Origin of the sequence: Chryseobacterium sp. KMC2 (genome assembly GCF_016756935.1) — a bacterium.
GTDB lineage: Bacteria > Bacteroidota > Bacteroidia > Flavobacteriales > Weeksellaceae > Chryseobacterium > Chryseobacterium rhizosphaerae.
In genome coordinates this window covers 1-24,534 of the sequence record NZ_JAESIT010000023.1, presented here as the reverse complement: position 1 = coordinate 24,534, position 24,534 = coordinate 1, and the positions used below count along the sequence as shown (strand labels likewise).

27 protein-coding genes are annotated in these 24,534 nt (G+C 35.5%); 7 read left to right on the top strand and 20 right to left on the bottom strand.

The window, feature by feature from the left end; genetic code table 11:
• The first annotated feature begins 507 nt into the window (after positions 1 to 507).
• Entirely contained in the window at positions 508 to 753 is a 246-nt protein-coding gene (locus JML65_RS20460) for a hypothetical protein (RefSeq protein ID WP_123863341.1), read from the top strand.
• Positions 754 to 823: 70 nt separating this feature from the next.
• Here JML65_RS20460 and JML65_RS20455 read toward each other — a convergent pair whose 3' ends face one another.
• From JML65_RS20455 to JML65_RS20435, 5 genes are all read right to left on the bottom strand, one after another.
• A complete protein-coding gene (locus JML65_RS20455; protein WP_143330441.1) occupies positions 824 to 1,039 on the bottom strand; it encodes a hypothetical protein in 216 nt (71 codons plus the stop codon).
• Between the two features lie 153 nt (positions 1,040 to 1,192).
• Positions 1,193 to 2,356, bottom strand: coding sequence for an aspartyl protease family protein (locus tag JML65_RS20450; protein ID WP_202271911.1), 1,164 nt, complete (start codon positions 2,354 to 2,356; stop codon positions 1,193 to 1,195).
• A 119-nt stretch (positions 2,357 to 2,475) separates the two neighbouring features.
• Positions 2,476 to 3,513, bottom strand: a complete 1,038-nt coding sequence (locus JML65_RS20445) for a peptidylprolyl isomerase (RefSeq protein ID WP_237390954.1) — start codon at positions 3,511 to 3,513, stop codon at positions 2,476 to 2,478.
• A gap of 81 nt (positions 3,514 to 3,594) precedes the next feature.
• Positions 3,595 to 4,107: an FKBP-type peptidyl-prolyl cis-trans isomerase gene (locus JML65_RS20440; protein WP_047495552.1), complete on the bottom strand. Its 513-nt coding sequence runs from the start codon at positions 4,105 to 4,107 to the stop codon at positions 3,595 to 3,597.
• Between the two features lie 273 nt (positions 4,108 to 4,380).
• On the bottom strand, positions 4,381 to 5,451 hold the full coding sequence (locus JML65_RS20435) for a branched-chain amino acid aminotransferase (RefSeq protein ID WP_047495555.1): 1,071 nt from the start codon (positions 5,449 to 5,451) through the stop codon (positions 4,381 to 4,383).
• A gap of 85 nt (positions 5,452 to 5,536) precedes the next feature.
• On the opposite strand from JML65_RS20435, the gene mnmD reads away from it, so the two are divergent.
• Both mnmD and JML65_RS20425 read left to right on the top strand, forming a co-directional pair.
• A complete protein-coding gene (mnmD, locus tag JML65_RS20430; RefSeq protein WP_202271909.1) occupies positions 5,537 to 6,211 on the top strand; it encodes a tRNA (5-methylaminomethyl-2-thiouridine)(34)-methyltransferase MnmD in 675 nt (224 codons plus the stop codon).
• A gap of 106 nt (positions 6,212 to 6,317) precedes the next feature.
• Entirely contained in the window at positions 6,318 to 6,734 is a 417-nt protein-coding gene (locus tag JML65_RS20425; RefSeq protein WP_047495561.1) for an NUDIX hydrolase, read from the top strand.
• Between the two features lie 24 nt (positions 6,735 to 6,758).
• On the opposite strand, the gene JML65_RS20420 is transcribed toward JML65_RS20425, so the two are convergent.
• Positions 6,759 to 7,463 (bottom strand): DUF4294 domain-containing protein, encoded by a 705-nt coding sequence (locus JML65_RS20420; protein WP_047495564.1) that lies wholly within the window; start codon positions 7,461 to 7,463, stop codon positions 6,759 to 6,761.
• Positions 7,464 to 7,514: 51 nt separating this feature from the next.
• Between JML65_RS20420 and JML65_RS20415 the strand changes: the two genes are divergently transcribed.
• Both JML65_RS20415 and rpe read left to right on the top strand, forming a co-directional pair.
• Complete coding sequence (locus JML65_RS20415; protein ID WP_047495567.1) at positions 7,515 to 8,588, top strand: M28 family peptidase; 1,074 nt, start codon at positions 7,515 to 7,517, stop codon at positions 8,586 to 8,588.
• A gap of 104 nt (positions 8,589 to 8,692) precedes the next feature.
• Entirely contained in the window at positions 8,693 to 9,343 is a 651-nt protein-coding gene (rpe, locus tag JML65_RS20410) for a ribulose-phosphate 3-epimerase (protein WP_047495569.1), read from the top strand.
• Between the two features lie 212 nt (positions 9,344 to 9,555).
• On the opposite strand, the gene JML65_RS20405 is transcribed toward rpe, so the two are convergent.
• From JML65_RS20405 to JML65_RS20395, 3 genes are read right to left on the bottom strand one after another with little or no spacing between them, the layout of a single operon-like run.
• Positions 9,556 to 10,038 carry a DUF1772 domain-containing protein gene (locus JML65_RS20405; protein WP_237390951.1) on the bottom strand — a complete coding sequence of 161 codons (483 nt, stop codon included), beginning with the start codon at positions 10,036 to 10,038 and terminating at the stop codon, positions 9,556 to 9,558.
• A 39-nt stretch (positions 10,039 to 10,077) separates the two neighbouring features.
• Complete coding sequence (locus JML65_RS20400) at positions 10,078 to 11,172, bottom strand: DUF692 family multinuclear iron-containing protein (protein WP_202271905.1); 1,095 nt, start codon at positions 11,170 to 11,172, stop codon at positions 10,078 to 10,080.
• Between the two features lie 3 nt (positions 11,173 to 11,175).
• Positions 11,176 to 11,397: a hypothetical protein gene (locus JML65_RS20395; RefSeq protein ID WP_047495576.1), complete on the bottom strand. Its 222-nt coding sequence runs from the start codon at positions 11,395 to 11,397 to the stop codon at positions 11,176 to 11,178.
• A gap of 179 nt (positions 11,398 to 11,576) precedes the next feature.
• Between JML65_RS20395 and JML65_RS20390 the strand changes: the two genes are divergently transcribed.
• Positions 11,577 to 13,424, top strand: a complete 1,848-nt coding sequence (locus tag JML65_RS20390) for an alpha-L-fucosidase (protein ID WP_202271903.1) — start codon at positions 11,577 to 11,579, stop codon at positions 13,422 to 13,424.
• 75 nt (positions 13,425 to 13,499) lie between these two features.
• Here JML65_RS20390 and JML65_RS20385 read toward each other — a convergent pair whose 3' ends face one another.
• The 9 genes from JML65_RS20385 to JML65_RS20345 all read right to left on the bottom strand — a co-directional run bounded on the left by JML65_RS20385 (position 13,500) and on the right by JML65_RS20345 (position 22,423).
• The gene (locus tag JML65_RS20385; protein ID WP_034687444.1) at positions 13,500 to 13,916 is read right to left on the bottom strand and encodes a nucleoside-diphosphate kinase; all 417 of its coding nucleotides are present in this window, start codon (positions 13,914 to 13,916) and stop codon (positions 13,500 to 13,502) included.
• A gap of 607 nt (positions 13,917 to 14,523) precedes the next feature.
• Positions 14,524 to 15,450, bottom strand: coding sequence for a ribosome small subunit-dependent GTPase A (gene rsgA, locus JML65_RS20380; protein WP_202271901.1), 927 nt, complete (start codon positions 15,448 to 15,450; stop codon positions 14,524 to 14,526).
• A gap of 192 nt (positions 15,451 to 15,642) precedes the next feature.
• A complete protein-coding gene (locus JML65_RS20375) occupies positions 15,643 to 16,725 on the bottom strand; it encodes a chorismate mutase (protein ID WP_047495586.1) in 1,083 nt (360 codons plus the stop codon).
• Between the two features lie 390 nt (positions 16,726 to 17,115).
• Positions 17,116 to 17,697 carry a hypothetical protein gene (locus JML65_RS23935; RefSeq protein WP_228405968.1) on the bottom strand — a complete coding sequence of 194 codons (582 nt, stop codon included), beginning with the start codon at positions 17,695 to 17,697 and terminating at the stop codon, positions 17,116 to 17,118.
• A gap of 32 nt (positions 17,698 to 17,729) precedes the next feature.
• Entirely contained in the window at positions 17,730 to 18,815 is a 1,086-nt protein-coding gene (gene dnaX / locus JML65_RS20365) for a DNA polymerase III subunit gamma/tau (RefSeq protein WP_084084021.1), read from the bottom strand.
• Positions 18,816 to 18,913: 98 nt separating this feature from the next.
• Entirely contained in the window at positions 18,914 to 19,546 is a 633-nt protein-coding gene (locus tag JML65_RS20360; protein WP_047495592.1) for a TetR/AcrR family transcriptional regulator, read from the bottom strand.
• Positions 19,547 to 19,552: 6 nt separating this feature from the next.
• Positions 19,553 to 20,809, bottom strand: coding sequence for an aminotransferase class I/II-fold pyridoxal phosphate-dependent enzyme (locus tag JML65_RS20355; RefSeq protein WP_115919742.1), 1,257 nt, complete (start codon positions 20,807 to 20,809; stop codon positions 19,553 to 19,555).
• A 431-nt stretch (positions 20,810 to 21,240) separates the two neighbouring features.
• Positions 21,241 to 21,597: a helix-turn-helix domain-containing protein gene (locus JML65_RS20350; protein ID WP_047495598.1), complete on the bottom strand. Its 357-nt coding sequence runs from the start codon at positions 21,595 to 21,597 to the stop codon at positions 21,241 to 21,243.
• Between the two features lie 88 nt (positions 21,598 to 21,685).
• Positions 21,686 to 22,423, bottom strand: coding sequence for a response regulator transcription factor (locus JML65_RS20345; protein ID WP_202271899.1), 738 nt, complete (start codon positions 22,421 to 22,423; stop codon positions 21,686 to 21,688).
• An 89-nt stretch (positions 22,424 to 22,512) separates the two neighbouring features.
• Between JML65_RS20345 and JML65_RS20340 the strand changes: the two genes are divergently transcribed.
• Positions 22,513 to 23,160 (top strand): DUF1349 domain-containing protein, encoded by a 648-nt coding sequence (locus tag JML65_RS20340; protein ID WP_047495604.1) that lies wholly within the window; start codon positions 22,513 to 22,515, stop codon positions 23,158 to 23,160.
• A 182-nt stretch (positions 23,161 to 23,342) separates the two neighbouring features.
• Here JML65_RS20340 and JML65_RS20335 read toward each other — a convergent pair whose 3' ends face one another.
• Together JML65_RS20335 and JML65_RS20330 are read right to left on the bottom strand one after the other, a co-directional pair.
• Positions 23,343 to 23,954 carry an inorganic pyrophosphatase gene (locus JML65_RS20335; RefSeq protein WP_047495607.1) on the bottom strand — a complete coding sequence of 204 codons (612 nt, stop codon included), beginning with the start codon at positions 23,952 to 23,954 and terminating at the stop codon, positions 23,343 to 23,345.
• Positions 23,955 to 23,972: 18 nt separating this feature from the next.
• A complete protein-coding gene (locus JML65_RS20330; RefSeq protein WP_202271897.1) occupies positions 23,973 to 24,485 on the bottom strand; it encodes a hypothetical protein in 513 nt (170 codons plus the stop codon).
• Positions 24,486 to 24,534 lie beyond the last annotated feature (49 nt).

Sequence of the window (24,534 nt, the reverse complement as noted above, 5' to 3'; positions counted from 1 at the left end):
TTCTTAATTTAAAAACATTTCTCCTTGTTTAAGGAAATAAGTCTGAAAAAACACTGTAAAACAACTACATACAGCCATAAAAAATAAAATGTTAATGGTGAAATACTCACTTTGGCATGAAATTGGCATGTCTTAAAACGAAAAAAACATAAAAACACTAGATGAAAAAAAAGATCTTCTATAGATTTTCAGTTTTCCACTGATTCAAAATGTGAATCTTTTTTTTCTGCGATACCCTAAATGATATGGAAATTGTGATTAACCAACCTTCGGTTTGTTTTTCGCAATAAAACTTATAATCTGTATCAAACTGGTATCAGAACCCATGAGTCATTAATGATTCAAAAAATTTACTGATCAACCCTAAGCTTTATGCTCCGGGCTCAGTCGTATAAATAAATGGCACGTCTTCGTGAACCTTAGCCCAGTAAGAGAATATATTCTTTTTACCATGTGAGACAGCTGCTTATCCATATAAATTAATGTATAACCCTTAAAATGTTAGTAATGATGAGAGATTTTTTTGAAATGATTTTTAAGAGAAATGAAGATGCTGCAAAAATGCATATCTGGAGCCTGCTTTTGGTATTGAGTTTTGCCGTCTTTTCTGTATTGGTATACACCTTAAAACCAAGCTTTAACAGCTTAATAATATATCTGACCGCATTTGCCGCTTACATCGGCTTTGGTCTTGTATTCATCAGTTCCCTTGCGGGGACAAGTATGAAAAAAAGGTCCAGCAGAAACATATAACTTTTAATTCTTTTTTTTACTGAAAAAACCGTCCTTTGGGACGGTTTTTTGTGTTATACTCACTGATCATTTATTCAATACCTTTCATCATCTCGGTAAGAATTTTTATCGTTTCTTCCTCAATCATTTTTTCAGATTTTGCAACCAGTTCTATCCTGAAAGGTTCACAACAGGCCTTTATTCCAAAACCATCATCTGTTTTCACAAATTCAGGATGCAAACCATGTTCTTTACATACTTGTGCTTCAATTTCTTTTCGGATCAAAGCATAATCTAGATTAATCATATTCTTATATTTTGTTTCATTGGTGACGGATAAAGATAAGCATAAATTGGTTGTACAGAAATCCGGATTTCTACGGTAATCCATATCGGCATACATTAATTTTCCCGATCCTTTTTTAGAATATCAACAATCCTTTTCTACAACAACTATTCGTTATTTCAGATATGCTTTCTTTTTCAGGGTTATATCCAGTATATTCCCATTCCTCTTAATTTTCACATTAATCGTATCATATTGACTTTCTACCCTATTGAGAAAATAGTGACATGCACCATCTTTATCGAGATTATCAAGCTTAATATCATTAATACTGATAATTGAATCGCCAATCTGTAAAGGGAAATGCTCTTCCTGAAATATATAAACAACCGTAGGTTTTGTATCTATAAAACGATATCCAAAACCGAAAGATTCCAGTTTATGAGAATTATTTCCAATCTGTTTCATATAGATTTTATGATCAGACCAGTCTAAAATAAAAACAAAATTTTTCAGGAAATCATTTCCAATCAAATTTGAACTTCCTGTAGTCATTATCTCATTGGTGAAATTTTTATTTCCCAATACCCAATCTGAGGATTTGAAAATATAACCGAGTGTGGGCTTTCCGGCACCATAAGCTCCTACCGCATTATTCCCATATACTTCTATTCGCTCTGATACTTTCTTAGCATTAAAGTCATTCTCTGTAATCTTTATATTCCCTGAAAAACCGGTATCGAAAGTAAAATTATTTTTTTTATCTAAAATTTTTGTTTCTACGATGGGAGTTTTCTGATCTTTCGTCTCAAAAGGGATAACAATATCATACCCTTTAAGATCAAACCTGGAAAGACTTTGAGTCACTTCCAGAGATTTTTCAGTATAATTTATCCGCCAAAAAAGTTTTGCCATCTGATTGGCTCCGAGAATACCATCCACTTTTAGACATCCGAATTCTGCCGCTTTAAGATCCATCACCATAACCCCTATATTTTTAAAGGTAGCCTGGTCGACAACCATCTCAGGCAATACGGTGAAAATCTGTTCCTGTTTGTTTTTCTGAGAGTCCTTTACAGTACTTTTATGTTTTTTTTCAAGCCCCAGATCAGTATAGATGGCTGTAGAAATAATAGTTGGAGCTCCGGTATCGAACAGAAAATTATACATTTTTCCATTAATATTCACTTTTACAAAAGGTAAATCGGTAGAATATTGTAAGTTGAGTTTTTCAACGGCTTCTTTTAGCTGAACCTCTCCCCCTTCAAAGAATTTCTTCCCCTGGGCAAACAAGTTAAGATTAGATAATAACAAAAGACTAAGTAAAATTTTTTTCACAAGGTATTTTTTACTAAAATAATATTTTTTAAAGTCTGAGCAAAATTTCTTATTCTTCCATCAAAAACAAAAAAAGCCGCCCCTTCCGGAACGGCTTTTATATCTTAAAAAGATTTCAATTATTTCACTTTTACAAGCTCAACATCGAAGATTAACCAAGCGTTTGGCGGAATAACTCCTCCTGCTCCTCTTTCTCCATAAGCCATTGCTGGTGGGATCAATAAAGTAGCAGTTTCACCTTCTTTCAATAACAGGATCCCTTCATCCCATCCTTTGATTACTCTTCCCATTCCGATTGGAATATCGATAGGCTCATTTCTTTTGAATGAAGAATCAAATTCTGTCCCGTCTACTAACTTTCCAGCATAGTGTACAGATACATTATCACCTGATTTCGGAGCTTTTCCGTCTGTCGTTTTTGTGATTTTGTAATAAAGACCAGATTCAGTTTTCTGCATACCTGCTTTCAGGGCTTCAGTCATTTTCTCCTGATTAGCTTTGAATTCTTCTTCTCTTTTCTTTCTTTCAGCTTCCTCTTTAGCAATGAAAGCTTTATTATTTTCTGCGACTTTAGCTTTCCCTTCGCTGAAAGTCTTAGCTGCATCGTAGTTTTTGTACTCATCACCTTTACCGAAAACAGAAACTTTTTCTAAAACGATATCTGTTTTAGGCTTATCCTGAGCTCCTTTTTCAACGTTAGCAATAGCATCAATTACGTCATTTCCTTTCACTACTTTACCGAAAATAGTGTGTTTTCCGTCTAACCAAGGTGTAGCCACTTCAGTGATGAAAAACTGAGAACCATTGGTATTAGGTCCAGAGTTTGCCATAGAAAGAATACCTTTTCCAGTATGTTTAAGGTCGTTTCTCTCATCCTCGAATTTATATCCAGGATCTCCCATTCCTGTTCCCTGAGGATCACCTCCCTGAATCATGAAATCTTTGATCACTCTGTGGAAAATTGTTCCATCATAATAAGGAACTCCTTTAGCTTTAGCCTTGTTGTCGATTTTCCCTTCTGCAAGACCGATAAAGTTGGCCACAGTTACTGGTGCTTTCTTGTCTTCAAACTTTACAATCAGATTCCCTTTTGTGGTTTGAAAATTTGCATAAAGTCCGTCATTAAGACCTTCGTAAGTTTCTTTGTCTACGTTCATTTTTTTATAAATTGGAGTACAACTCATCAGCGAAATACTTGCCGCTGCCAGAATTATATTTTTGTTAAACAATTTCATGTATTATAAAGCTTTTAATTTTATGATTAATGGGATGTCGTTATCTATTTTTTTTTCGTCTCCAAATGTTCCATATGCCAGGGAAGATGGTACCAAAAGGGTTACCTCTTCTCCATTACGTATAAATCGTAATGCATTTTCTACAGCTTTCAGCTCATCAAAATGTCCAAATTTAGCATCTCTTCTTTCAAAAGACTGATCATAAATCTTGGTCTCATCAAAATCATACAGATCATAAGAATAAGAGATCATGGTATTGTCTGCTCTCCTTTCTCTCTGATCATACCCTTCCACTGTAACCCAGTAATTAAGCTGTGTAGGATAATATTTTACCGGCTGGCTATTGGCCCACTGCTGGATATGCCCTCTTTCTATGGTATTCAGATTTTTCATCCTTTCTTTAGAAACGTCCAGATCTTTTTGGCTCAAAACACCGCCTACGGGAGGATGTGCCGGCTGTGCATTTCTATTGCAGCTCAACAGACTGACTAATGATATGAAGACTAATTTTCTCATAAACTTTTGCGAAAATACACATTTCGTGAATCAATTACAAAACTTATATCAGATTTCCAGGAACAATTTAAGGAACATAAAATACGATATTTTACCGTAACAAAAAATTGCTTCCAACTACAGGTTTTTAAGATGACTAAGAAAAACTTTATGCAAGGCTCTTTCATGTTAAAAAATACTGGATTTTCCATATTAATTTTTCATCCCCTATGGCAGGTCAATAAAAAAAGCCGGAAATATTCCGGCTTCTATATATTTTATATTCAGTTTAGATTAAACTGTTTCTAAAGCGTGGTCAACCACAACTCTCCATCCGAATGGATCTTCAGAAAGATTGTTCTGTAAGTCTACCAAATCTTTCTTAAGAGTAGCTGCAAAACTATCCTCATCAGATAATCTTGGAAGCTCCAGTTTTTCTCCCTGGTATCCTAAAGCCTGGAACACCGTAGTTACTACAGCAGTTCCTACTCCCCATACTTCTTTTAAAGTACCGTTTTTCTGAGCTTCAACTACCGTTTTTACCGGAATTGGTTCTACTTTCACTTCAATACCTCTTTTCTTAGCCAATTGAAGGAAACTGTCTCTTGTAACTCCGTCAAGAATCTTCTCTGAAGTTGGAGGTGTATAAATAGTATCGTTAATTCTTACAAATACATTCATAGTACCACTCTCTTCAAAATATTCATGGGTAGCATCATCCGTCCAGATAATTTGCTCATATCCTTCTTCGATAGCCAACTGAGTTGGGTAAAAAGAAGCGGCATAGTTTCCTGCAGCTTTAGCAGAACCTACCCCTCCATTTGCTGCTCTTGAATAGTGATCAGAGATTTTTACAGAAACAGGCTCTGAATAATAGCTCTTCGCAGGGGTTGCAACAATAGCGAACATATATTTGTTAGAAACTCTTGCTTTCAAAGCTTCTTCAGTAGCAAAAATCAATGGTCTGATATATAAAGACATTCCTTCTCCTTGTGGAATCCACTCTCTGTCGATATCTACCAAAGCTTTCAATCCGTCTAAAAACATTTCCTCAGTCACTTCAGGCATAGCAAGACGCTTCGCTGACTTATTGATACGTTCAAAATTCTTTTCAGGCCTGAAAAGGAAAACCTGCCCATCTTTGTCTTTATAAGCTTTCATACCTTCAAAACAAGCTTGCCCATAGTTTACTCCCATCATAGCAGGTGTAAATGGTATCGGACCGTAAGGAACTAATTTCACATCACCCCATTTTCCATCTTCATACTCACAGATGATCATATGATCAATGAAAGTACCACCAAATGAAAAATTATTTGGGTCAAATGTAGAAATTCTAGAGTTTTCAGTTTTTTGAATTATCATTTTTAAAATTTTTTACGATGTTCTACAAATTTAATATAATTTTCTAAATATAAAAATTTTAGAGTAAATTTGACAAAAAAATAGCTTGAAAAGAGAAATAAAGACCACAAACGACGGGAGTAAAACATTGTTTATCAATGATTTAAATGAAAACTACCATTCTCATCATGGCGCATTGCAAGAAGCAGAACATGTGTTTATCAAAAATGGACTAAATTTAGTTAATGATTACGAAATTAATATTTTAGAACTCGGTTTTGGAACAGGTTTGAATGTTTTGGTTACAATTAATGAATATTTAAAAACTGACAAAAATCATGTCATTAATTATTTTTCGCTCGAAAAATACCCCGTAAATGAATCCGAAGTTAACGATTTGGCATATTTTGAACTTTTTGATAACCCTGAATTCAAAAATATTTATCAGAAAATTCATCTAGCAGATTGGGAAAAGCCAGTTGAAATCATTAGTGGTTTCAACTTAAAAAAGATAGAATGTGACTTTTTTGACCTGAAGGATATAGAATTGCCTAAAATTAACCTAGTCTACTTCGACTGTTTCGGAGCAAGGGTGCAGCCTGATCTTTGGGAAAAACCATTATTTGAAATGGTTTCTGACAAAATGGCCATTAATGGATTATTAACAACCTACTCTTCTAAAGGAAGCGTAAGAAGAATTCTTCAGGAGCTGAACTTTAAGGTAGAGAAAAAACAGGGTCCCCCGGGAAAAAGAGAGATGATTAACGCACTAAAGCTTTAATGGGTGTAAAAAGGTGGATTTACCTCCATTCCTTTTTCCTATTTTCGCCCTACTGCTTCATGAAAATTCCTTACCTTAGCTTTACAAAATATTATACCTATTATATATGATAGACAAGATCAACATTAGAGTGTATGGTTGTGCAGTGAAAGACAAAAAAGTTTTAACCTTATTTGAAGAATATGCAGGAGAAGCTTTAGTTAAATTCCCCGGAGGAGGATTGGAATATGGAGAAGGAGTCCTAGAATGTCTGCACCGTGAATTTGATGAAGAGCTCAATGTAAAAATAGATATTAAAGAGCATTTCTTTACTCAAGAAAATTTTTTGGTTTCCCGCTTCAGAGAAAACGAACAGCTCCTTACCATATATTATATTGTCCATATCACCAATGAAGAAGATTTCCTGATTATGGATCCCTGCATTGAGAAAACAGAATGGATGGCTATCGACAGACCCGACAATCCGTTTCCTCTTCCCATAGATAAAATTGTATTCGATAAATTAAAAGAAAAATTCCTGTAAGAAACTTACAGGAATTTTATATTATTATTTTTTCACTTTAAACTGATTGGCTCCCGGATAAGGTTTTAAATAACCGGAATTCCAGTTGGACTGAAGCAATGACTCTATAAATTCATCACTTCTGTTTCTGTGAGGATCATATTGTTCTTTCAAATCAATATCAGCCATCTTTCCTTTTACATTCCACCAAAAGGCACTCCATCCTCCTCTAAGCTCTTTTATAATTTCATAAACATTTTTACCTGTAGCTCTGTTCATCAATTTGGCAAAAACCTGTCCTTCAGTTGTCGTAAGATCTCTTAACTGTTTTTCATATTGGTCAGCAAGCATGTTCTGTCTTTCTCTTATAAATTTTCTTTTAGCCTTGCTGTCCATATCATTCATATCCGCCTGCATATCCCTATACTGTTGCAAAGCTGTCACGAATAACGGATATACTCTGTATAGCTTTTTATTTAGGAAATAATAGTAATTTTTATCCAGCTGATTGTTGAATCGGGGTTTGTTTACTAAAACAAGCTCATCCATCACCACTACAGGTTCCCCGTTAATCTCATAGATTTTAACCTTTTGCTGCTCGTCGTAATAATACTTATTACCGAATTCATCCACTTTCAGAGATTCAGCAGGGTATTGGTTAAGGGGTTTTGCCACAATAGAATCCTTCTGACCAAAAACACTGACTCCAAAAAAGAAAATAAAAAGGCAGATAATCTTCCTAAAATTCATTATTTTTACACTTATAAGAATAAAAATTAAACGCAAAAATCATTCCTTTTTATGAAATTTGAAAAGAAATCTTTAAAATTTTTAGAAAAATATTTAAATACTTCATCGCCAACAGGTTACGAACACAAGGGACAAGAGGTCTGGATGGACTATATCAGACCGTATGTAGATAAAATTGAAGTAGATCATTATGGGACCTGTTACGGCATCATTAATCCCGAAGCTGAATTTAAAGTAGTGATTGAAGCCCATGCCGATGAAATCTCCTGGTACGTAAACTATATTACTGATGACGGATTGATTTATGTCATCCGAAACGGAGGATCGGATCAGACCATCGCTCCTTCAAAAGTAGTACATATCCACGGAGAAAACGGAATTGTAAAAGGAGTATTCGGATGGCCGGCTATTCATACCAGAACCAACCAGAATGAACCTACTCCAAAAATTGAAAACATTTTCATTGATTGCGGAGCCACTTCCAAAAAAGAAGTGGAGGAAATGGGAATTTATGTAGGCTGTATGATCACTTACCCGGATGAGTTCTTTGAAATGAATGACAGATACTTTGTATGCAGAGCTTTGGATAACAGAATCGGAGGCTTTATGATTGCTGAAGTGGCAAGGCTTTTAAAAGAGAATAAAAAAACAATTCCTTTTGGGCTGTATATCACAAATTCTGTTCAGGAAGAAGTAGGCCTTTATGGGGCTGACATGATCGCAGACACGATTAAACCTAATATTGCGATAGTAACCGACGTTACCCACGATACAACCACTCCTATGATCGAAAAGAAAAAAGAAGGGGATCAGAAATGCGGAGACGGACCAGTGGTATTCTTTGCACCAAGCGTTCACCATACGATCAGAGAATTGATTATTGATACCGCAAAAACAAAGAAAATACCTTTCCAGAGAGCAGCGGCAAGCCGGGCAACCGGAACGGATACAGATGCTTTCGCCCACTCCAACGGAGGGGTACCAAGTGCTTTAATTTCCTTACCTTTGCGTTATATGCATACAACGGTGGAAATGGTATCTAAGGAAGATGTGGCTAATGTGATCAAACTCATCTATGAAACCATTCTGAAGATTAAACCGGAAATGAAACTGAAGTATCATTAAAGATATTAGATAGCAGATATCAGACCCTAGACTATTACACCAGAATACTACGTCTGATATCTGATGTTTAACATCTGAAATCTAATATTAAGTAAAAAGTAAAAATGAAAACGAAGCTTATTGCTCCTTCCCTTTTATCTGCAGACTTTGGGAATCTGCAAAGAGACATTGAAATGCTGAATGCCTCTCAGGCTGACTGGTTCCATATTGATGTCATGGATGGCAGATTTGTACCTAATATTTCATTCGGTTTTCCGGTAATGAAAACGGTTCAGCAGCATGCTAAAAAATTCGTGGATGTACATTTAATGATTGTAGAGCCCGAAAAATATGTTGATGAATTTATCAACCACGGTGCTGATCTTGTTTCTGTACATTATGAAGCGTGTACCCACCTTCATAGAACAATTCATCATATCCAAAGCAAAGGTGCGAAAGCTGGGGTTGTTTTAAACCCTTCCACTCCTGTTTTAATGCTTGAAGATATTATTGCGGATGTAGATCTTGTTTTATTAATGAGTGTAAACCCTGGATTTGGAGGGCAAAAATTCATTGAAAACACATATAAAAAGATTGCAGAAACAAAAGATCTTATTTTAAGCAATAACTCTACTGCACTCATTGAAATAGACGGTGGTGTTAACCTTGATAATGCCTCTAAGCTTTTTGAAGCAGGAGCTGATGTATTGGTGGCCGGAAATGCGGTATTCTCTGCAGAAAGCCCGGAAAGAACCATCGAACTTCTTAAAATTTAAATTGTATTTTTAAACATACAGAAAAAGGCAGTTCGTAGGGACTGCCTTTCCTCATTTTGGAACTTTGAGTAGATGTGGTTATTAGCTATTTTGAGTTTTTATCTTTATTTCTTCCTGATAACAACACAAATTTCTCAATAAAGATCCACACATCCATCAGTAGAAATACTGAATTTAAAAGTAAGCACTTCTACGTAATCACTATTATTTCTTTATATTTCCTTGTTCCAAATGCAGGCGCAGACTACCAAAGCAATACTGATAACCGAGAAAACCGTTCTTATGTTATTTAAGAGATTCCACCTCTTCTCAAACCCTTCGCGCATTTGTTGAATCGCATCGGTGGTAGCTCCAGAAATATCAAATTTATCAAGTATATCATTCATCGGAACATTTCCTGCTACCGTAACCCCGAAAACACCAATTAGATAAGCTAATGTTGCCAGCAAAAGAAAAATAAAAGCAGGCTGTCCACGAAATACAAATGCAGCTACCGGAAGAAGAACTGCAGTTCCCATAAAACTCATAAAAAATACAGGATTAAGAATTTCCCGGTTGATGCTCTGCATTGCTTTCAGATATTCTCCATCAGATAACTTTCCCAATCCCAATACTACAGAACAGGAATAAGCATAAAAGAGCCCGGCAATCAAAGCCGTAAGTACAGCAGTAAAAATTAATAGTAGGGTTGCCATTTTCATATATTTTGATTTGTGGTTAGTAGTCGGTATATTTTAATAGGGATTCCATTTTTTAATAATGTTCTGGGCAGTCAGAATCATTTCAGGATCCCAATTTTCTGTTTTAAAATAATGAAAATTCTGATTTTTAATCAACGTTGGGTCAGTATGATCAAATAACAGTTTTGTAAGCCGGATCTGTTCCTCATATAAAATGGAATCTTCCACAGGTTCTGGAAGGAGCATTTCTCTTTTCACCCACTTTTCTTTTTTCCTCTTCATCCCATCTGAATCATTAAGAATGCTTTTAACCCTCACAAAATCATTAAAAAAACGCTGCTTCTCCTCTTCTGTATGAATGGTATGCCCCAACCTTTCAATGATCACATACTCAAGGTTACGGCATTGTGACAACACTGAGGGAAGTACACTAAAGATCTCTTCCGGGATTACATCATCATGCGTATCTCTACGGATCATTTTTTTACCATAAACACTATCCTGCCAGCTTCCTCCCGAAAGATGAATCTCTTTAACTTTCTCCAAAGGATACAAACTAACAATTTCCTGTATGCTCACATCAAAATTACAAGACTGACAATATATATTATGAAGATCAAGGATTAAAAAACCATCGATATCATCCACCAGCTTATCCAAAAAAACACCTTGTTCTCTGACGTCATCAACGGAAAAGGAAAATGCCAGATTTTCTACTCCAATAGGAATAGATACAGCATCCTGTAGTCTGTAAAGCCTGTCTTTTCCAATCTCAAGAGTTTTCGGATGCAACGAAAGGGGCAATGGTACACCCTGATGATAGTTTTCGGTATTCATAAAACCGAAATGTTCTGTAATATGATTATAATTTCTCTTTTGAACTTCGTGCTTCAGCTTTTGAAGCCACATTTCCTGTCGCTCCGTCCATCTTGCATCGAATAAGGAATAATAAACGCCATGCCCAAGCAAACGCCCATTTCCTGCATAAAAATTCAAAAGATCTTTAAGCCATGCCGGCTCTTCCGCTGCAAAGAAGGTATCAAATGACCACTCTACTACATCCACAGCGTTGTCCTGTAATAAAGGCAAAATAGCAGAAACAAAATCCGCCTCTGCCATCATGGATAATCCTAATAGTGGTCTTCCCATATCTTATCCCATTCCACAGGCAGGACAACCATGAGGTAAACGTACCACTGTATCTTTCTTCGCAATAACTTTAGGAGTTCCCGGTTTTGGTTTTTCCGGCGTTTCTTTAATTACCGCTTTTTTAACTTTCTTTACGGGCTTCTTAGTGTTCGTAGCAGGCTTGGTAGTTTGTGCAGACACTCCTACTGCTAATAAACTGGCCATTAATAGGGTTGGAATTTTCATTTTTTTCTTTTTAAGGAAGTTTACAATAAGTGTTCCATTTATTTTGCTTTAAAAATACAATAATTTATCATTGAATATTTTAGTTTTTTCACGTAGTATTTCTCTTATTAAACGAATATTTGAAACGGATATTTGAAAAATAGGTATTCTTTATTTATATTTATCATTAAAATTAAAAAATGAGAAACAGGCTTATAAAAGCTGTTTTCCTTGGATTGGCAATATCGGCACACAGCATCAATGCACAAGTACAGTCCGTTGACAACAATAAGAAAATGGAATGGTTCAGGAACGCTAAACTGGGAATTTTCATTCACTGGGGAATTTATTCGGTTAACGGAATTTCTGAATCATGGTCCTTCTTCAATAATTATATCAATTATGAGAATTATATGAAGCAACTGAATGGGTTTTCAGCTTCAAAATACCAGCCGGAAGAATGGGTTGGACTTATCAAAGAATCAGGAGCAAAATATGCGGTTATCACCACAAAACATCATGATGGCGTAGCACTTTGGAACTCTAATGCTGAAAAAGCGATCACTATTCCGGGTAATGCTTCTGCCCAAAAAGATGTTTTAAGCCCTTTTGTTACCAGCCTTAAAAATTCAGGATTAAAAACAGGCCTTTATTTTTCGCTTCCGGACTGGAGCCATCCGTACTATGACATCAATACCCGGACTAAAAAGCGGTATGATTTAAAAAATGACCCCAAGCGCTGGCAGCAATTCACCAATTACTACCAGACCCAGCTTACTGAGCTTTCCTCAAAGTACAAACCTGATCTTTTATGGTTTGACGGAGACTGGGAACATACCTCTGAAGAATGGAAAGCTACGCAGACACTTGGAATTCTGAAGCAATACAATCCGGATATCATTATCAACTCAAGGCTTAATCATCATGGTGATTACGACACTCCGGAACAGGGAATTCCCGTTATTGCTCCGCAAAACCCTTATTGGGAGCTCTGCTATACGATGAACGATTCGTGGGGATATCAACCCTATGATCAAAACTATAAAACCCCTAATATGATTGTCCGTACCCTGGCAGACGTTATCAGCATGGGAGGTAACCTATTGCTTGATATAGGACCTAAAGCTGATGGAACAATTCCCGAAAAACAGGTGGAAATCTTAAAAAATCTTGGAAGATGGGTCTCTAAAAATAAAAAGGCTGTTTATGAAACACAACGGGGAATTCCTTTTGAAAATTATAAAGGAAAGTCTTCCCTGTCTGATTCTAAAAAGTCTGTATTCCTCTATCTGGAAGAGGCTAAAAACATAACCAAGATATATGGCTTGGCCACAAAGCCAACCTCCGCAAAAATCATAGGAGACAGCAAGGCTGTAGTAGACCTGAGCTATAATGACAAAAATACAGTAAGCCTTCACTTTTCAAATGTGAAATTCGATAAAGATGTTAGTGTTGTAGAGCTATCTTTCGATACCCCTCCTGTGTTTCTCAAGGATTTTAAGAAAGAAAAGCAACCCCTTTCCAAGCTTATGGATCAAAAAAACACCCGATCGGCCATTTATGATATTGCTGACGCCCTTCATGATGGGGATGATCTGTTCACCAATTCCGGATTAACCGGTGACGGGCTTGATATGCATCTTGGTAAAAGCGCTCATACAAATCCTGAAACACTTCAATGGATCAGTAAGCATGCTGAAGCTCTTCTTGACACTGAAAAAGGGTTGCCAGAAGGTCATTATCCGGGTATGAGCAGCCTGTCTAAGGACAAACAGACAGTTTATCTTTTTGTGGAAGGTGAACCTACCGGTCCTATTGCTTTAAAAGGAATAAAAAACAACATTGCCAGAATCAGAATTGTTGGAGAAGGTACTTTACTTGATCACAGCATTTACAATAAGCTATATTGGAGTGACAGACCAGGTATTATATACGTAGATATTCCGAAGCAAAGACTCGATAAAAATATGACCGTCATTGCCGTTTTGCTTGACAAGCCCATCGAGCTCTACAGAGAAAAGATTGGAGCCATTGAAAATAATCTTTAATCTTAATTTCAGAATAGGTGTAAAAAACAAAATCCGGAGAAATTCTCCGGATTTTTTATTTTGTAAGGTAGTTTCCTAGAAAATCTCTCTTCCTGAAAAATGGAATTGAGCTTCAATAAGAGCGTTCTCGTCAGAATCTGATCCGTGAACAGCGTTTTCACCAATGCTTCTTGCAAACATTTTTCTGATTGTACCTTCTGCAGCTTCTGCTGGGTTTGTAGCACCAATCAATGTTCTGAAGTCTTCAACTGCGTTGTCTTTTTCTAAAACAGCAGCTACGATAGGACCTGAACTCATGAATTCTACCAATTCTCCATAAAATGGTCTTTCAGCATGTACTTCGTAGAATTTTTTAGCATCAGCTACTGTAAGCTGAGTTAATTTTAAAGCTTTGATTTTAAAACCTCCTTCTGCAATCTTACCTAATATAGCACCGATATGTCCGTCAGCAACTGCATCAGGCTTAATCATAGTGAATGTAATGTTAGACATAAATGTATATTTTTTTAATGCCGCAAAATTACAAAAAATATCTTTGATTTTTATTTTAATTTTTTTTTAACATAAAAATAACTTTTATTAAGAAATCGTGAACTAAACTTTGGCACAGTAATTGTTTATTCTATTGCGATTCTCATGTTTAATTTGAGTTTTCATGGTTATTAGTTTTTACCCAGCTTCGGCTGGGTTTTTTATTTGCAAAAAAACAACACTTTTATTGCTGATTTCGTAAAATTAAAAACCATATAAAATCATATTTATACGTTATTGCTTCTATTTCAATCAATGAAATAATGGTTTTTTTTTGAATTTTTTTTGAGTGACTTATTGGGACGACCCATATCGATCAAAAATATGACATTACGCCCTATATTTTGAATGTCAAAAAGTGGAGTTATTGTAAAAATATTTTTTTTAAGGGCAGAAAAAATCAGTCGGAATATTTTCCTGGGGAAAATTTTAATTAAAAATAAGACCCCGAAATGTATAGGCCATTTTTTTAATATGATTCCCTAGCCTGTTTTCGATGTTTAACATAAGTTATTTCCGGGTCAATTTATACTGATCCGATATTTTAATGGAAAGGGGAAACAAGTGATTATTTTTGAGAAGCTTCTTCTGCTTCATCCATAAGCTTAATGTAGGTAGCATAACGGGAATGTTGAATCTCTCCGGTCTCCAGAGCATCTAAAACCGCACATTTTGGCTCATTAATATGAAGACAGTTATGGAATTTACATTCTTCTCTTTTCTTGAAAATTTCAGGAAAATAATGCTGAACTTCTTCCTTTTCGATATCAATCATGGCAAACTCACGTACCCCAGGTGTATCGATCACATTACCTCCAAAATCCCAAAAGTGCATCTGGGCAAAGGTTGTTGTATGTTTTCCTTTTAGGTGGGTATCTGAAATTTCAGAAGTTTTTAAATTAAGTCCAGGCTGTAGCGCATTTACCAGAGTAGATTTTCCACATCCTGAATGACCGAAGAATACTGAAGTTTTATCATGAAGGAGTTCCTGAAGCTGATCCAGGTTCAAACGGGAGTAAGAAGAAATTTCTAATGTCCCATACCCTATCTCCTGATAAAGGAATTCAATATCTTTCACAATTTCAATTTCCTCTTCATGCAGGACATCAATTTTATTGAATAAGAGTAAAGGAGTGATATTGTAAGCTTCGCAACATGCTAAAAAACGATCCAGGAAGCCAAGTGATGTTTCTGGATGTTTCAAGGTAAAAATAAAACATGCCGTATCAATATTGGAAGCAATGATATGCGCTTCTTTTGAAAGGTTTACTGATTTTCTGATCAGGTAATTTCTGCGGGGTTCTATCTTAGTAATCCACGCTATATCATCCTGCTCTAATTGAAATTCAACAAAATCTCCTACTGCAAGCGGATTGGTAAGCCTGGTTTTTATTAATTTGAACTTTCCCCGGATTCTGGCCTCGAAAATTTTATTTGTTTCCAGTTCCAAAACCTGGTACCAACTTCCTGTAGATTTAATGATTTTTCCTTTCATAGATAATACTAGGTGCAAATATAAGAAATTAAGAGATAGAAAGTAGGGCTTAGGGTTTAGGAAATAGGTTAAAACCAATGTTTCAGTCGCTACTCCCTAAGCTCTAAGCCCTTTATTTAGTATTGTCAGAACTCAATTCATAGAGTTTCTGAGCTTTTAAGTTCAAATCCTCCTGTCTTAAGTCCTTTCATTTTATGCTCTATCAATCATGATATTATTCTGCACCTCAATAGATTCTTCATGGATTGCCTTGAATACCTTTTCGATAAACTCGTTAGACATTCCTGTTTCTTTAGCTTTTTGATTAGCATATTCAGTAATTACTTTCCAACGCTCAGGCTGGAAGATCGCAATATCATTTTCCTTTTTAAGTTTTCCAATTTTTTCTGAGATCTTCATTCTTTGAGAAAGAAGTTCTATTAACTGGAAGTCAAGATCAGAAATTAGGGTTCTGTGTCTTCCCATTTCACCTTCAAATCCTGCCAGGTTTGAGCTTCTTACTTTTAAGTTTCCGATAAGTTCTGCCAGTACTTCAGGGGTAATCTGCTGAGCTGCATCACTCCATGCTTCATCAGGATTACAGTGGCTCTCAATGATAGCTCCCTGGTATCCTACGTTAAGCGCTTCCTGCGTGATATCAGCCAATCCTGTTCTGTTTCCACAGATATGAGAAGGGTCAATCAGCATTGGAATGTCCGGGAACTGACTTTTGAAATCCAAAGCAATCTGCCAATTTGGGTTATTCCTGTATTTTGTTTTCTGGTAAGTGGAAAATCCTCTGTGAATTACTCCAAGATTTTTAATATCCTGACCTAAAAGTCTTTCTAGTGCCCCAATCCATAAAGCTAAATCAGGATTCACTGGATTTTTAACGAATACAGGCTTGTCTGTACCTCTTAAAGCCATAGCAATTTCCTGCACCGTAAAAGGGTTTACCGTAGAACGCGCCCCAATCCAAAGAACATCTACGTCTGCTTCCAAAGCGGCAAACACATGATGTGCATTCGCAACTTCCGTAGCGGTTTTAAAACCGTATTCTTCTTTTACTTTTTTTAACCAGTTTAAACCAATTACTCCTACTCCTTCAAAACCATTAGGTTTGGTACGAGGTTTCCAGATTCCTGCACGGAAAACAGATACCTGAGCATTTGATTCTTTAATTCTTTTAGCCGTTTCAAGCATTTGAGCTTCACTTTCTGCACTACACGGTCCTGCGATCATTAGAGGTTGCGTAAGCCCGCTAATCCACTCGCTTTTTAAATCTTTTAGGTTCATATTCTAAATTTATTGTTGTTATTTATTCTAAAGTTCACAGCACGGCCCTTTCATTATAAAATTACTTTATAATTCTTTTCAAAAAATGCCGTTCAAAATTTTTTAAAGGAATCAGGAGAATAAAAGGGCTTCACTCCTCCTGTATTTTTTGGAAAGAAATTCAGTTAGTAGTACCAGTAAAATCGGTAATAGGTTCTGAAATTTCTATAATAAGAAGCAGAAAAGCTAAAATAACCGCTAAAATAATTAGCGGGTGTAAAATAAGACAGATATGTTGTAAATAAATTTTCCATTTTTGTTCTGGAAATGTCTTGTTTTAGCGTTTCTTGTTACTATTTGCTTTTGTCAAAAAATGATTTTTCACAAAATGATTTTACAAATATATAAAAATTATGTCAAATCAAACTTCATTAAATCATCAAGATCTTTTAAAAGTGGATTTTTTTCTATAAATTTTTCAAATATTTTTCTTTTCGTGACTACCTCAATCTTCAGATTTTCAACGTCCCGCTGGTATTCTACGACGATGGCATGATTGTGAACTTTGCTTCTGAAATGGTTGAAAAATTCTCCGCTTATTTTATCAAATTCTACTTTAGCAGAATCTGAAGGGTATAAAACTTTGATTTTATTCTCTTCTTCCTTTACCAGTTTAAAGGTTTTTACCGCATTAAAGATAAAACCGTCTTTTCTTTGCAGCTGCTTGAGCATAAGAATCCATTCTGCCTGCAGATCTGTCTCCGTAAAATGGTTTTGCGGGAGTTTTTCAGTTTTCACCATTACGGTTTCTTCTACCACTTCTTTCTCCTCTTTATTCAGAAAAGAATTGATACTGAAGCCCGAAGAACCTCCTGGTCTCGATAAAGGTTTATTGGTTTTCTGAATAACAGTTTCCTGAACTGTATCAGCTTGTGGGGTTGTGGGTTGTGCAGGTAATTCTTTTTTCTCCGGAGCCTTTGCAGGTAATTTCACTTCCTGCCTCTCACTGAGAAATGGCGCCAGTATTAAGAACTTTTTTTTTTAGTATCACCTAAATTAGCTGTCAGAGAAGCCAGCTGCATTAATGCAATTTCAACCGTAAGTCTTGGGTTTTTAGAATTTTTATAATTGATATCTGCGTGATTACAAATCTCAACAGCATCAATCAATTGCTGGGCATTCCATTTCTGACTCTGTTCTACAAACTTGACCTTCGTCTTCTCTCCCACTTCAATAAGTTCTAAAGTGGCCGTATTCTGGGCCATCATAAGATCTCTGAAATGATTTCCTAAGCCCGCAATAAAAATGTGAGGATCAAATCCTTTCTTTACAATTTCATTAAATGCGAACAGGACTTCCGGAATTTTATTCTCTTTGGCCAGATCTACTATATTCAGATACTGGTCATAATCTAAGATATTGAGAACTTCAGCAGCTTTAGCCAGCGTAATATTCTTCTGGGAAAATGTGGAGAGCCTGTCAAAAATAGATAATGCATCTCTTAAAGCACCGTCAGCCTTCTGGGCAATCATATAAAGAGCATCATCCTCATACTGGATATTTTCTTTTTGAGCAATACCCCTTAGATGATTTTGAATATCTTCAATAACAATTCTCTTGAAGTCATAAATCTGACATCGCGATAAAATGGTAGGAATTATTTTGTGCTTTTCTGTAGTTGCCAAAATAAAAATAGCATGTGCCGGCGGTTCTTCAAGTGTTTTCAGGAAAGCATTGAAAGCAGCAGAAGATAACATGTGTACCTCGTCGATGATATACACTTTATACTTTCCTACTTGAGGGGCAAAACGTACCTGATCAATAAGTTCTCTGATATCATCTACAGAGTTATTGGATGCAGCATCCAATTCATAGATGTTATAAGCAAAGCCATCTTCTGAGACTGAGCCGTCTTTTTCATTGATCTTTCTCGCCAGAATTCTGGCACAAGTAGTTTTACCCACACCACGAGGTCCACAAAAAAGCAAAGCCTGAGCCAACTGGCTCTCTTCAATTGCGTGTTCTAAAGTATCCGTAATATGAGATTGCCCAACAACTGTATCAAACTCTTGGGGGCGATATTTTCTTGCAGATACTATAAAATTTTCCATTGGTCAAAAATAAGGAATATAGTTTTAATTTGAAAATTAAAAGTTTTCAAATTGTCTACAAAATTTTATTTCTGGTCAAATCGGAAAACTTTTAATCATCATTTTTTGGTTTGGTAAAAATGATCTATAATCTCAACGATCACTTTTTCAACTTCTCCTCTTCCTTCTTCGGTTCTCATATCAATACCGCAGAATTCGGTTCCGTTATAGGCAGGGAACAGGTTTAGATAATAAACACCTGCCACTACCAAAGCAAGCATTGCTCTTATACTCGTCGCATTTTCTCCGAAATAAGGGTCCGTTACATTTTCAAATAAATTGGCTCCTACTTCTTCTCTTTGCTTTAAGATGTTTTTAAGGATAGGTTTACTTTCGGAAAGTTCCCAAAGAATAATTTTTTGCAGTTCCTTATTTTTCTTCAAGCTCTCAAACTGTGTAAGGATTCCCTGAGTTAAAGCTTCTTTACCTTTTCCAATCTGTACTTCTTCTTCTATATTCGGGCTGAACTTACTCCAATAATCCTGAGATTTAATATACTCGTCGATAAGCTTATCAGTACTTCCAAAGTACTCATAGATAAGCTTTTTATCAAATCCGGCTACGGCTGCAATTTTACTTACTTTCAGACCTGAATAGCCTTTTACTCTCAAAATTTTCCCAACTGCTGCAAGCAGTTTTTGTTTTGTTTTTTCTTTGTCCCTAATGGGGCCTTGCACTACTTTTCTAGGCATAATTTATTATTTTTTTGCAATATGCAATTTTTTATTAATATCATCAAAGACATTCAATGTTTTGTCAAGATGCTCTTTTTCGTGTCTCGCTGTTACAGTCATTCTGATACGGGCATCTTTTCTGGCTACAGCGGGGTACATAATAGGGTTTGTATAAACACCTTCTTCAAGCAATATTCTTCCGATATCCCACATTTTGCTCTGATCCCCTATTTTCACCGGAATAATCGCTGAGCAGGTAATTCCTGTATCCAACCCTAGATCATTAAGCCCATTTTTGAAATAATTAATGTTATCCCAGAGCTTATCTTTCCAGAATGGTTCTTCATCAACTAGATCAATTGCTTTTAAAATTCCGAAGGAAGAAGGGGGTGCTGTTACTGAGAAAATATGCTGACGAGACTGGAACTTAAGGAATGATGCTATTTTTTTGTTCGCAATAACATATCCTCCCAAGTTACCAAATGTCTTACTTGATGTTCCTGTTATAAAATCTACTTTATCCAATAAACCATCATCTTCAAGGGCTCCCCTTCCGGTTTTTCCCATCACTCCGACACCATGGGCATCATCTACCATGAGATAGGCATTGTATTTTTTTACAAGGGCATGTATTTCTTTAGCACGTGAAGTATCTCCTTCTTGAGAGTATACTCCATCTACTATAACAAGTTTTGTACGGTACGTATTTTCAGATATCTTCAAAATATGTTCCAAAGCTTCCAAATTGTTATGGGGAAATGTTTTTTTATTTGTAAAAACACATCCTTCATGCACACTAGCATGTACCCCCATATCTAAAATAGCAAGATCTTCCTTCTGCATTAAAATCTGCAAAGTAGCACTATTAGCTGCATAACCCGTAGTGAACAGTATCACTTCTTCTTCCTTTCTTCCAAAAAAGCCGGCAATTTTTTTTTCTATAGCACTATGATAATCAAAATATCCACCGATGAGAGGTGATGCTCCTGTTCCGGTTCCATATTTTTCAATCCCTTCAATAGCAGCCTGTTTTACTTTTGGATGCTGTGTAAATCCTAAATAATCACTGGAAACGAAACTTACATATTCCTTATTTTGGTTTGCAATATCAATATTTAAGGTTGCATTCGTTCCTGAAGTGTTTTTCAGTCTGTAGTTCATATGTCCTCTAGATTTCATATGATCCAAGAATTCATAAAAATATTCGGCTCTTTGAGCAATATCATAATCCGGAATATTTTCAAAATCTTTAAAAGTTGCCGTTGTAAAATCAATACTCATCCTTAATGTTGTTTGTGTGTGTGTGTTTGTGATTTAAGAAACAAATATATGACTATTATAAGAGTCCTCACCTTCTGTATGACATTAAAATATTATTAAGATACAGCCGATTTGGTCTTATTTTCACAGAAACAAGATTTCTTCTGTTTCCATGGCTCTTAGTATATTTTGTTCTAATTAATTCAATCAATTTTTCTAACCTAAATTTACTAAAAAAAAGAAAATGATAAAGTAATATCAATAAATAAATAGCAAAAAAGATAGTTGTTAATTGCAACTATCTCATTTATACAACATTATTTTTTTGTGTACTCTTTTGAATGTTTATTAAATGGTGATTTATTATATAATTCTAATATAATTAACTCACTTTATAGAGAAGTCAGAACACGTAAACATCTATAAAAAGGGTTCTATATAAAAATAAATTATTATTTTTTATTGAATTCTCTAAAATTACCAGGTGTTTCACCAGTCTTCTTTTTAAAGAATTTAGAAAAATTGGACGGATCATAGGTAAAAATACGGGCAATCTCTGCAACAGACTTCCCAGAATTAGCCAGCATAAGCTTGGCTTCCATGATAATTTTTTCGTCATAAAAATAGCATGGATGTTTTCCGGTTTCTTTTTTTAGGGTATCTGTAAGGTGCGTGTGTGAAATGGCAAGCTTTCCTGCAATTTCATTCAGTTCCATAAACTCAGGAACATTCCCGGCAATTACATCCCGGACATGCTTATCTATAAAGTCAAAATACTGACTTGTAATTTCTTCGCTTCTTTTCATCATTTGTTATTCTTAAATTAATTCAGATTATAAATTTAAAAATAAGAATTAAAACAATATGGTGAACTTTTCGGATGTTAAGAATATATAGTTAGTAAAAACTGTCTTTAAAGGCCTGGGTAGAATTATTCACTTTCAGCTTTTCAAGGATATTCTGGCGGTGTCTGCTCACCGTATTTACGCTGATAAAAAGCAAATCTGCAATTTGTTTACTGCTATATCCTTCTCCTACAAATTTTAAAACTTCCAGTTCTCTGTGGGTCAGTATACTTTTATAATCCAATTTATCTTTAACAAAAATTTCCCCTTTCACAGTATTAACAATCATAAATTCAGGAATTAAAGACTGTTTTAAAGCAATATTATAAAGACAAAGTGCAAATCTTAACTTCCCATTATCCGGTGAATATATATAAAACATACGATGTTTTACGGCTTTGTATTCATCGTTTTTATCTTTCATCCTGATGTTTGACAAAACAGCATAGTCCGAACGAAGCTCAGATTCTATTGAATCTAATAAATTAAAAAAACGGAGCTCATGAATATATTTTTTAAGTCTGTCATCAGGATGTATCTTCTTCAGCATCTCTTCTTCCCAAATGGAATCAATTTCTACAGAATCCGTATGAAAACTTATTCCCAGTTCTAAGGCAGTTTTTGATTTATAAATATAACTTTTATCAGCCTGCATGTCGCTTAGCACCCCTATTGCACCTTCTATCTGCGAATACATTTGTGCCCTTTGCTTATAGATCTCGATGTCCAGTAAACATTTCTTTGAGGTCTTGTCCAGCAGCTTATCACTTAATTGTTCCCGGATCTCCATATGGTTATTTTTCAGTATTGATATGAGACTTCTTTAATTATACTTTTGCTAAAATAATAATTTACCCTTAGAACTTATTAAAAAAGAGAATGAAGAGATTGATATTAGGTTTCTGCGCACTATTTCTGACCCAAAAGATTTCGGCTCAGACCTTAGAAAAAATGACCTGGTTTAATGAACCCGAAAAATGGGAGATCAAAAACAACAGTATATCTATGTTTGTCACACCCCAAAGTGATTACTGGAGGGTCTCACATTACGGATTTACAGTAGATGACGCTCCTTTTTACTATAGTCTCTATGGCGGTGAATTTGAAGCCAAAGTAAAAATAACGGGTAATTACAAAGCTAGATTTGATCAGATGGGTCTTATGTTGCGGACAGATAAAGAGCATTACATCAAAGCCGGTGTAGAATTTGTAGACGGAAAATATAATCTGAGTACCGTTGTCACTCACGGTAAAAGTGACTGGAGTGTCATTACATTAGACAAAATTCCTTCAGCCATCTGGATAAAAGCTGTAAGAAGACTGGATGCTGTTGAGATATTTTACTCCTTTGATGACAAAAATTACAGCATGATGAGAAATGCCCCACTTCAGGATAACACACCTGTCATGGTAGGTTTGATGGCAGCCTGCCCCGATGGTGAAGGGTTTACAGCAACATTTGAAAATTTCAGGGTTAAGCATCTGCCGGATGAACGTAGACTGAAATGGCTTGAAAACAATAAATAACCGATTGAATTACACTTCAATATACAGTCAATTTTTGCCTCCCGCTTTTTTGGGGGGCTTTTTTTATTTAGAATTTCCCGGATGTTATATTCAAGATTAAAAAGCTTATACGGCTTTCCTATCATAAAAAAAGGACAAACAGAAAACTGTTTATCCTTTTTAGTTTTATGGATCAGAGAATTTTATCCTCCGAATTTTTCTGCGTAATCAGCTTGAGAAGCCTTGATTACTTTTCTTGCGTGTTCAGCACCATATACCTCCTGGATTCTGCATTTCGCAGGCTCATCCGGTAAGTTTTTATAGGTTAGGAAATAGTGCATCAATCTTTTAACTTCAGCTTCCGGTAATTCAGAAATATCTCTGAAATGTCCGAATGCGTGGTCGTTAATCATTACGGCAACAATTTTATCATCTGCTTCTCCTCCATCGATCATTTTGAAACCTCCAATTGGAATAGCTTCCATCAATAAACCTCCTGCATGGATATTATGAGAACTTAATACACAAATATCAAGTGGATCATGATCTCCCATTGTTACATCATCAGCTCCCGCTTCAATAGCAAGCTTCATTACCTCATTATGACAGTATGTTCTTGGTACAAAACCATACAAAGCCGGGATAATATTGGAAAACTTCTGTGGTCTGTCTACTTTTAAGTATCCTGTTTCTTTATCTACTTCATATTTAATTGTATCTGAAGGAACAATTTCCACAAATACATTAACAACATTCGGTGCATCCTCTCCTGCAGAAATTCCGTGCCATGGATGTGCTTTAAAATTTGGAATCATTATTTTATCTCTTATTTTTTAAGTTATTATTAAAATTTCTTTTCTCAAGTCTTCTATTGTCGCTGCAATATAGTCATTGTCCTCCATATAGTTCATGATAAAAATAGTCTTGAACTCATTCAGATCAGCATTTCCATTCAGTCCTTCGTAAGTTGTATGAAGCAGCTCTATTACGGCATTTTTAGAATCTACGATATTCTTCCATGAATTTTTCGAAAGATACAGCTGCTGTGAAGAATTGTATTCAAACTCTTCATTAATCGTTTTCTCTGTAAGGAAAAGGAATTCGTGAACAGCCAGCTCTTTATCAAATTTCTGAATAAGATTGGAAGGTTTCAGCCTTTCAAGAAATAAAGTCATCCTTTCATAAGAATGTGCTTTATTTTCTGTATTCGACTTCACCGCAAGCAGCTTGATTTCCTGATTTTTAAGGGTAATATACGAATGTACAAACTGTCTGAGCAATACCAGGAAAGGAATCGCAATGATCAATGCAAATGCATACGGTAGATATTCTGAAAAATTAGCCATAATTTTAGGTGGCAAAATTACTAATATTTTCTGAAACTATAACTCAAAT

Excerpts from the sequence above, each read along its gene's own strand:
- JML65_RS20400 (WP_202271905.1), bottom strand. The coding sequence starts at position 11,172 with ATGGGAAGACCACTATTAGGATTATCCATGATGGCAGAGGCGGATTTT.
- JML65_RS20375 (WP_047495586.1), bottom strand. The coding sequence starts at position 16,725 with ATGAACCTAAAAGATTTAAAAAGCGAGTGGATTAGCGGGCTTACGCAA.
- JML65_RS20420 (WP_047495564.1), bottom strand. The coding sequence starts at position 7,463 with ATGAATTTTAGGAAGATTATCTGCCTTTTTATTTTCTTTTTTGGAGTC.
- JML65_RS20395 (WP_047495576.1), bottom strand. The coding sequence starts at position 11,397 with ATGAAAATTCCAACCCTATTAATGGCCAGTTTATTAGCAGTAGGAGTG.
- JML65_RS20390 (WP_202271903.1), top strand. The coding sequence starts at position 11,577 with ATGAGAAACAGGCTTATAAAAGCTGTTTTCCTTGGATTGGCAATATCG.
- JML65_RS20445 (WP_237390954.1), bottom strand. The coding sequence starts at position 3,513 with ATGAACGTAGACAAAGAAACTTACGAAGGTCTTAATGACGGACTTTAT.
- JML65_RS20405 (WP_237390951.1), bottom strand. The coding sequence starts at position 10,038 with ATGGCAACCCTACTATTAATTTTTACTGCTGTACTTACGGCTTTGATT.
- rsgA (WP_202271901.1), bottom strand. The coding sequence starts at position 15,450 with ATGAAAGGAAAAATCATTAAATCTACAGGAAGTTGGTACCAGGTTTTG.
- JML65_RS20460 (WP_123863341.1), top strand. The coding sequence starts at position 508 with ATGATGAGAGATTTTTTTGAAATGATTTTTAAGAGAAATGAAGATGCT.
- JML65_RS20330 (WP_202271897.1), bottom strand. The coding sequence starts at position 24,485 with ATGGCTAATTTTTCAGAATATCTACCGTATGCATTTGCATTGATCATT.
- JML65_RS20340 (WP_047495604.1), top strand. The coding sequence starts at position 22,513 with ATGAAGAGATTGATATTAGGTTTCTGCGCACTATTTCTGACCCAAAAG.
- JML65_RS20425 (WP_047495561.1), top strand. The coding sequence starts at position 6,318 with ATGATAGACAAGATCAACATTAGAGTGTATGGTTGTGCAGTGAAAGAC.
- JML65_RS20415 (WP_047495567.1), top strand. The coding sequence starts at position 7,515 with ATGAAATTTGAAAAGAAATCTTTAAAATTTTTAGAAAAATATTTAAAT.
- JML65_RS20385 (WP_034687444.1), bottom strand. The coding sequence starts at position 13,916 with ATGTCTAACATTACATTCACTATGATTAAGCCTGATGCAGTTGCTGAC.
- JML65_RS20360 (WP_047495592.1), bottom strand. The coding sequence starts at position 19,546 with ATGCCTAGAAAAGTAGTGCAAGGCCCCATTAGGGACAAAGAAAAAACA.
- JML65_RS20455 (WP_143330441.1), bottom strand. The coding sequence starts at position 1,039 with ATGATTAATCTAGATTATGCTTTGATCCGAAAAGAAATTGAAGCACAA.
- JML65_RS20355 (WP_115919742.1), bottom strand. The coding sequence starts at position 20,809 with ATGAGTATTGATTTTACAACGGCAACTTTTAAAGATTTTGAAAATATT.
- dnaX (WP_084084021.1), bottom strand. The coding sequence starts at position 18,815 with ATGGAAAATTTTATAGTATCTGCAAGAAAATATCGCCCCCAAGAGTTT.
- JML65_RS20350 (WP_047495598.1), bottom strand. The coding sequence starts at position 21,597 with ATGATGAAAAGAAGCGAAGAAATTACAAGTCAGTATTTTGACTTTATA.
- JML65_RS20335 (WP_047495607.1), bottom strand. The coding sequence starts at position 23,954 with ATGATTCCAAATTTTAAAGCACATCCATGGCACGGAATTTCTGCAGGA.
- JML65_RS20435 (WP_047495555.1), bottom strand. The coding sequence starts at position 5,451 with ATGATAATTCAAAAAACTGAAAACTCTAGAATTTCTACATTTGACCCA.
- JML65_RS20440 (WP_047495552.1), bottom strand. The coding sequence starts at position 4,107 with ATGAGAAAATTAGTCTTCATATCATTAGTCAGTCTGTTGAGCTGCAAT.
- JML65_RS20345 (WP_202271899.1), bottom strand. The coding sequence starts at position 22,423 with ATGGAGATCCGGGAACAATTAAGTGATAAGCTGCTGGACAAGACCTCA.
- rpe (WP_047495569.1), top strand. The coding sequence starts at position 8,693 with ATGAAAACGAAGCTTATTGCTCCTTCCCTTTTATCTGCAGACTTTGGG.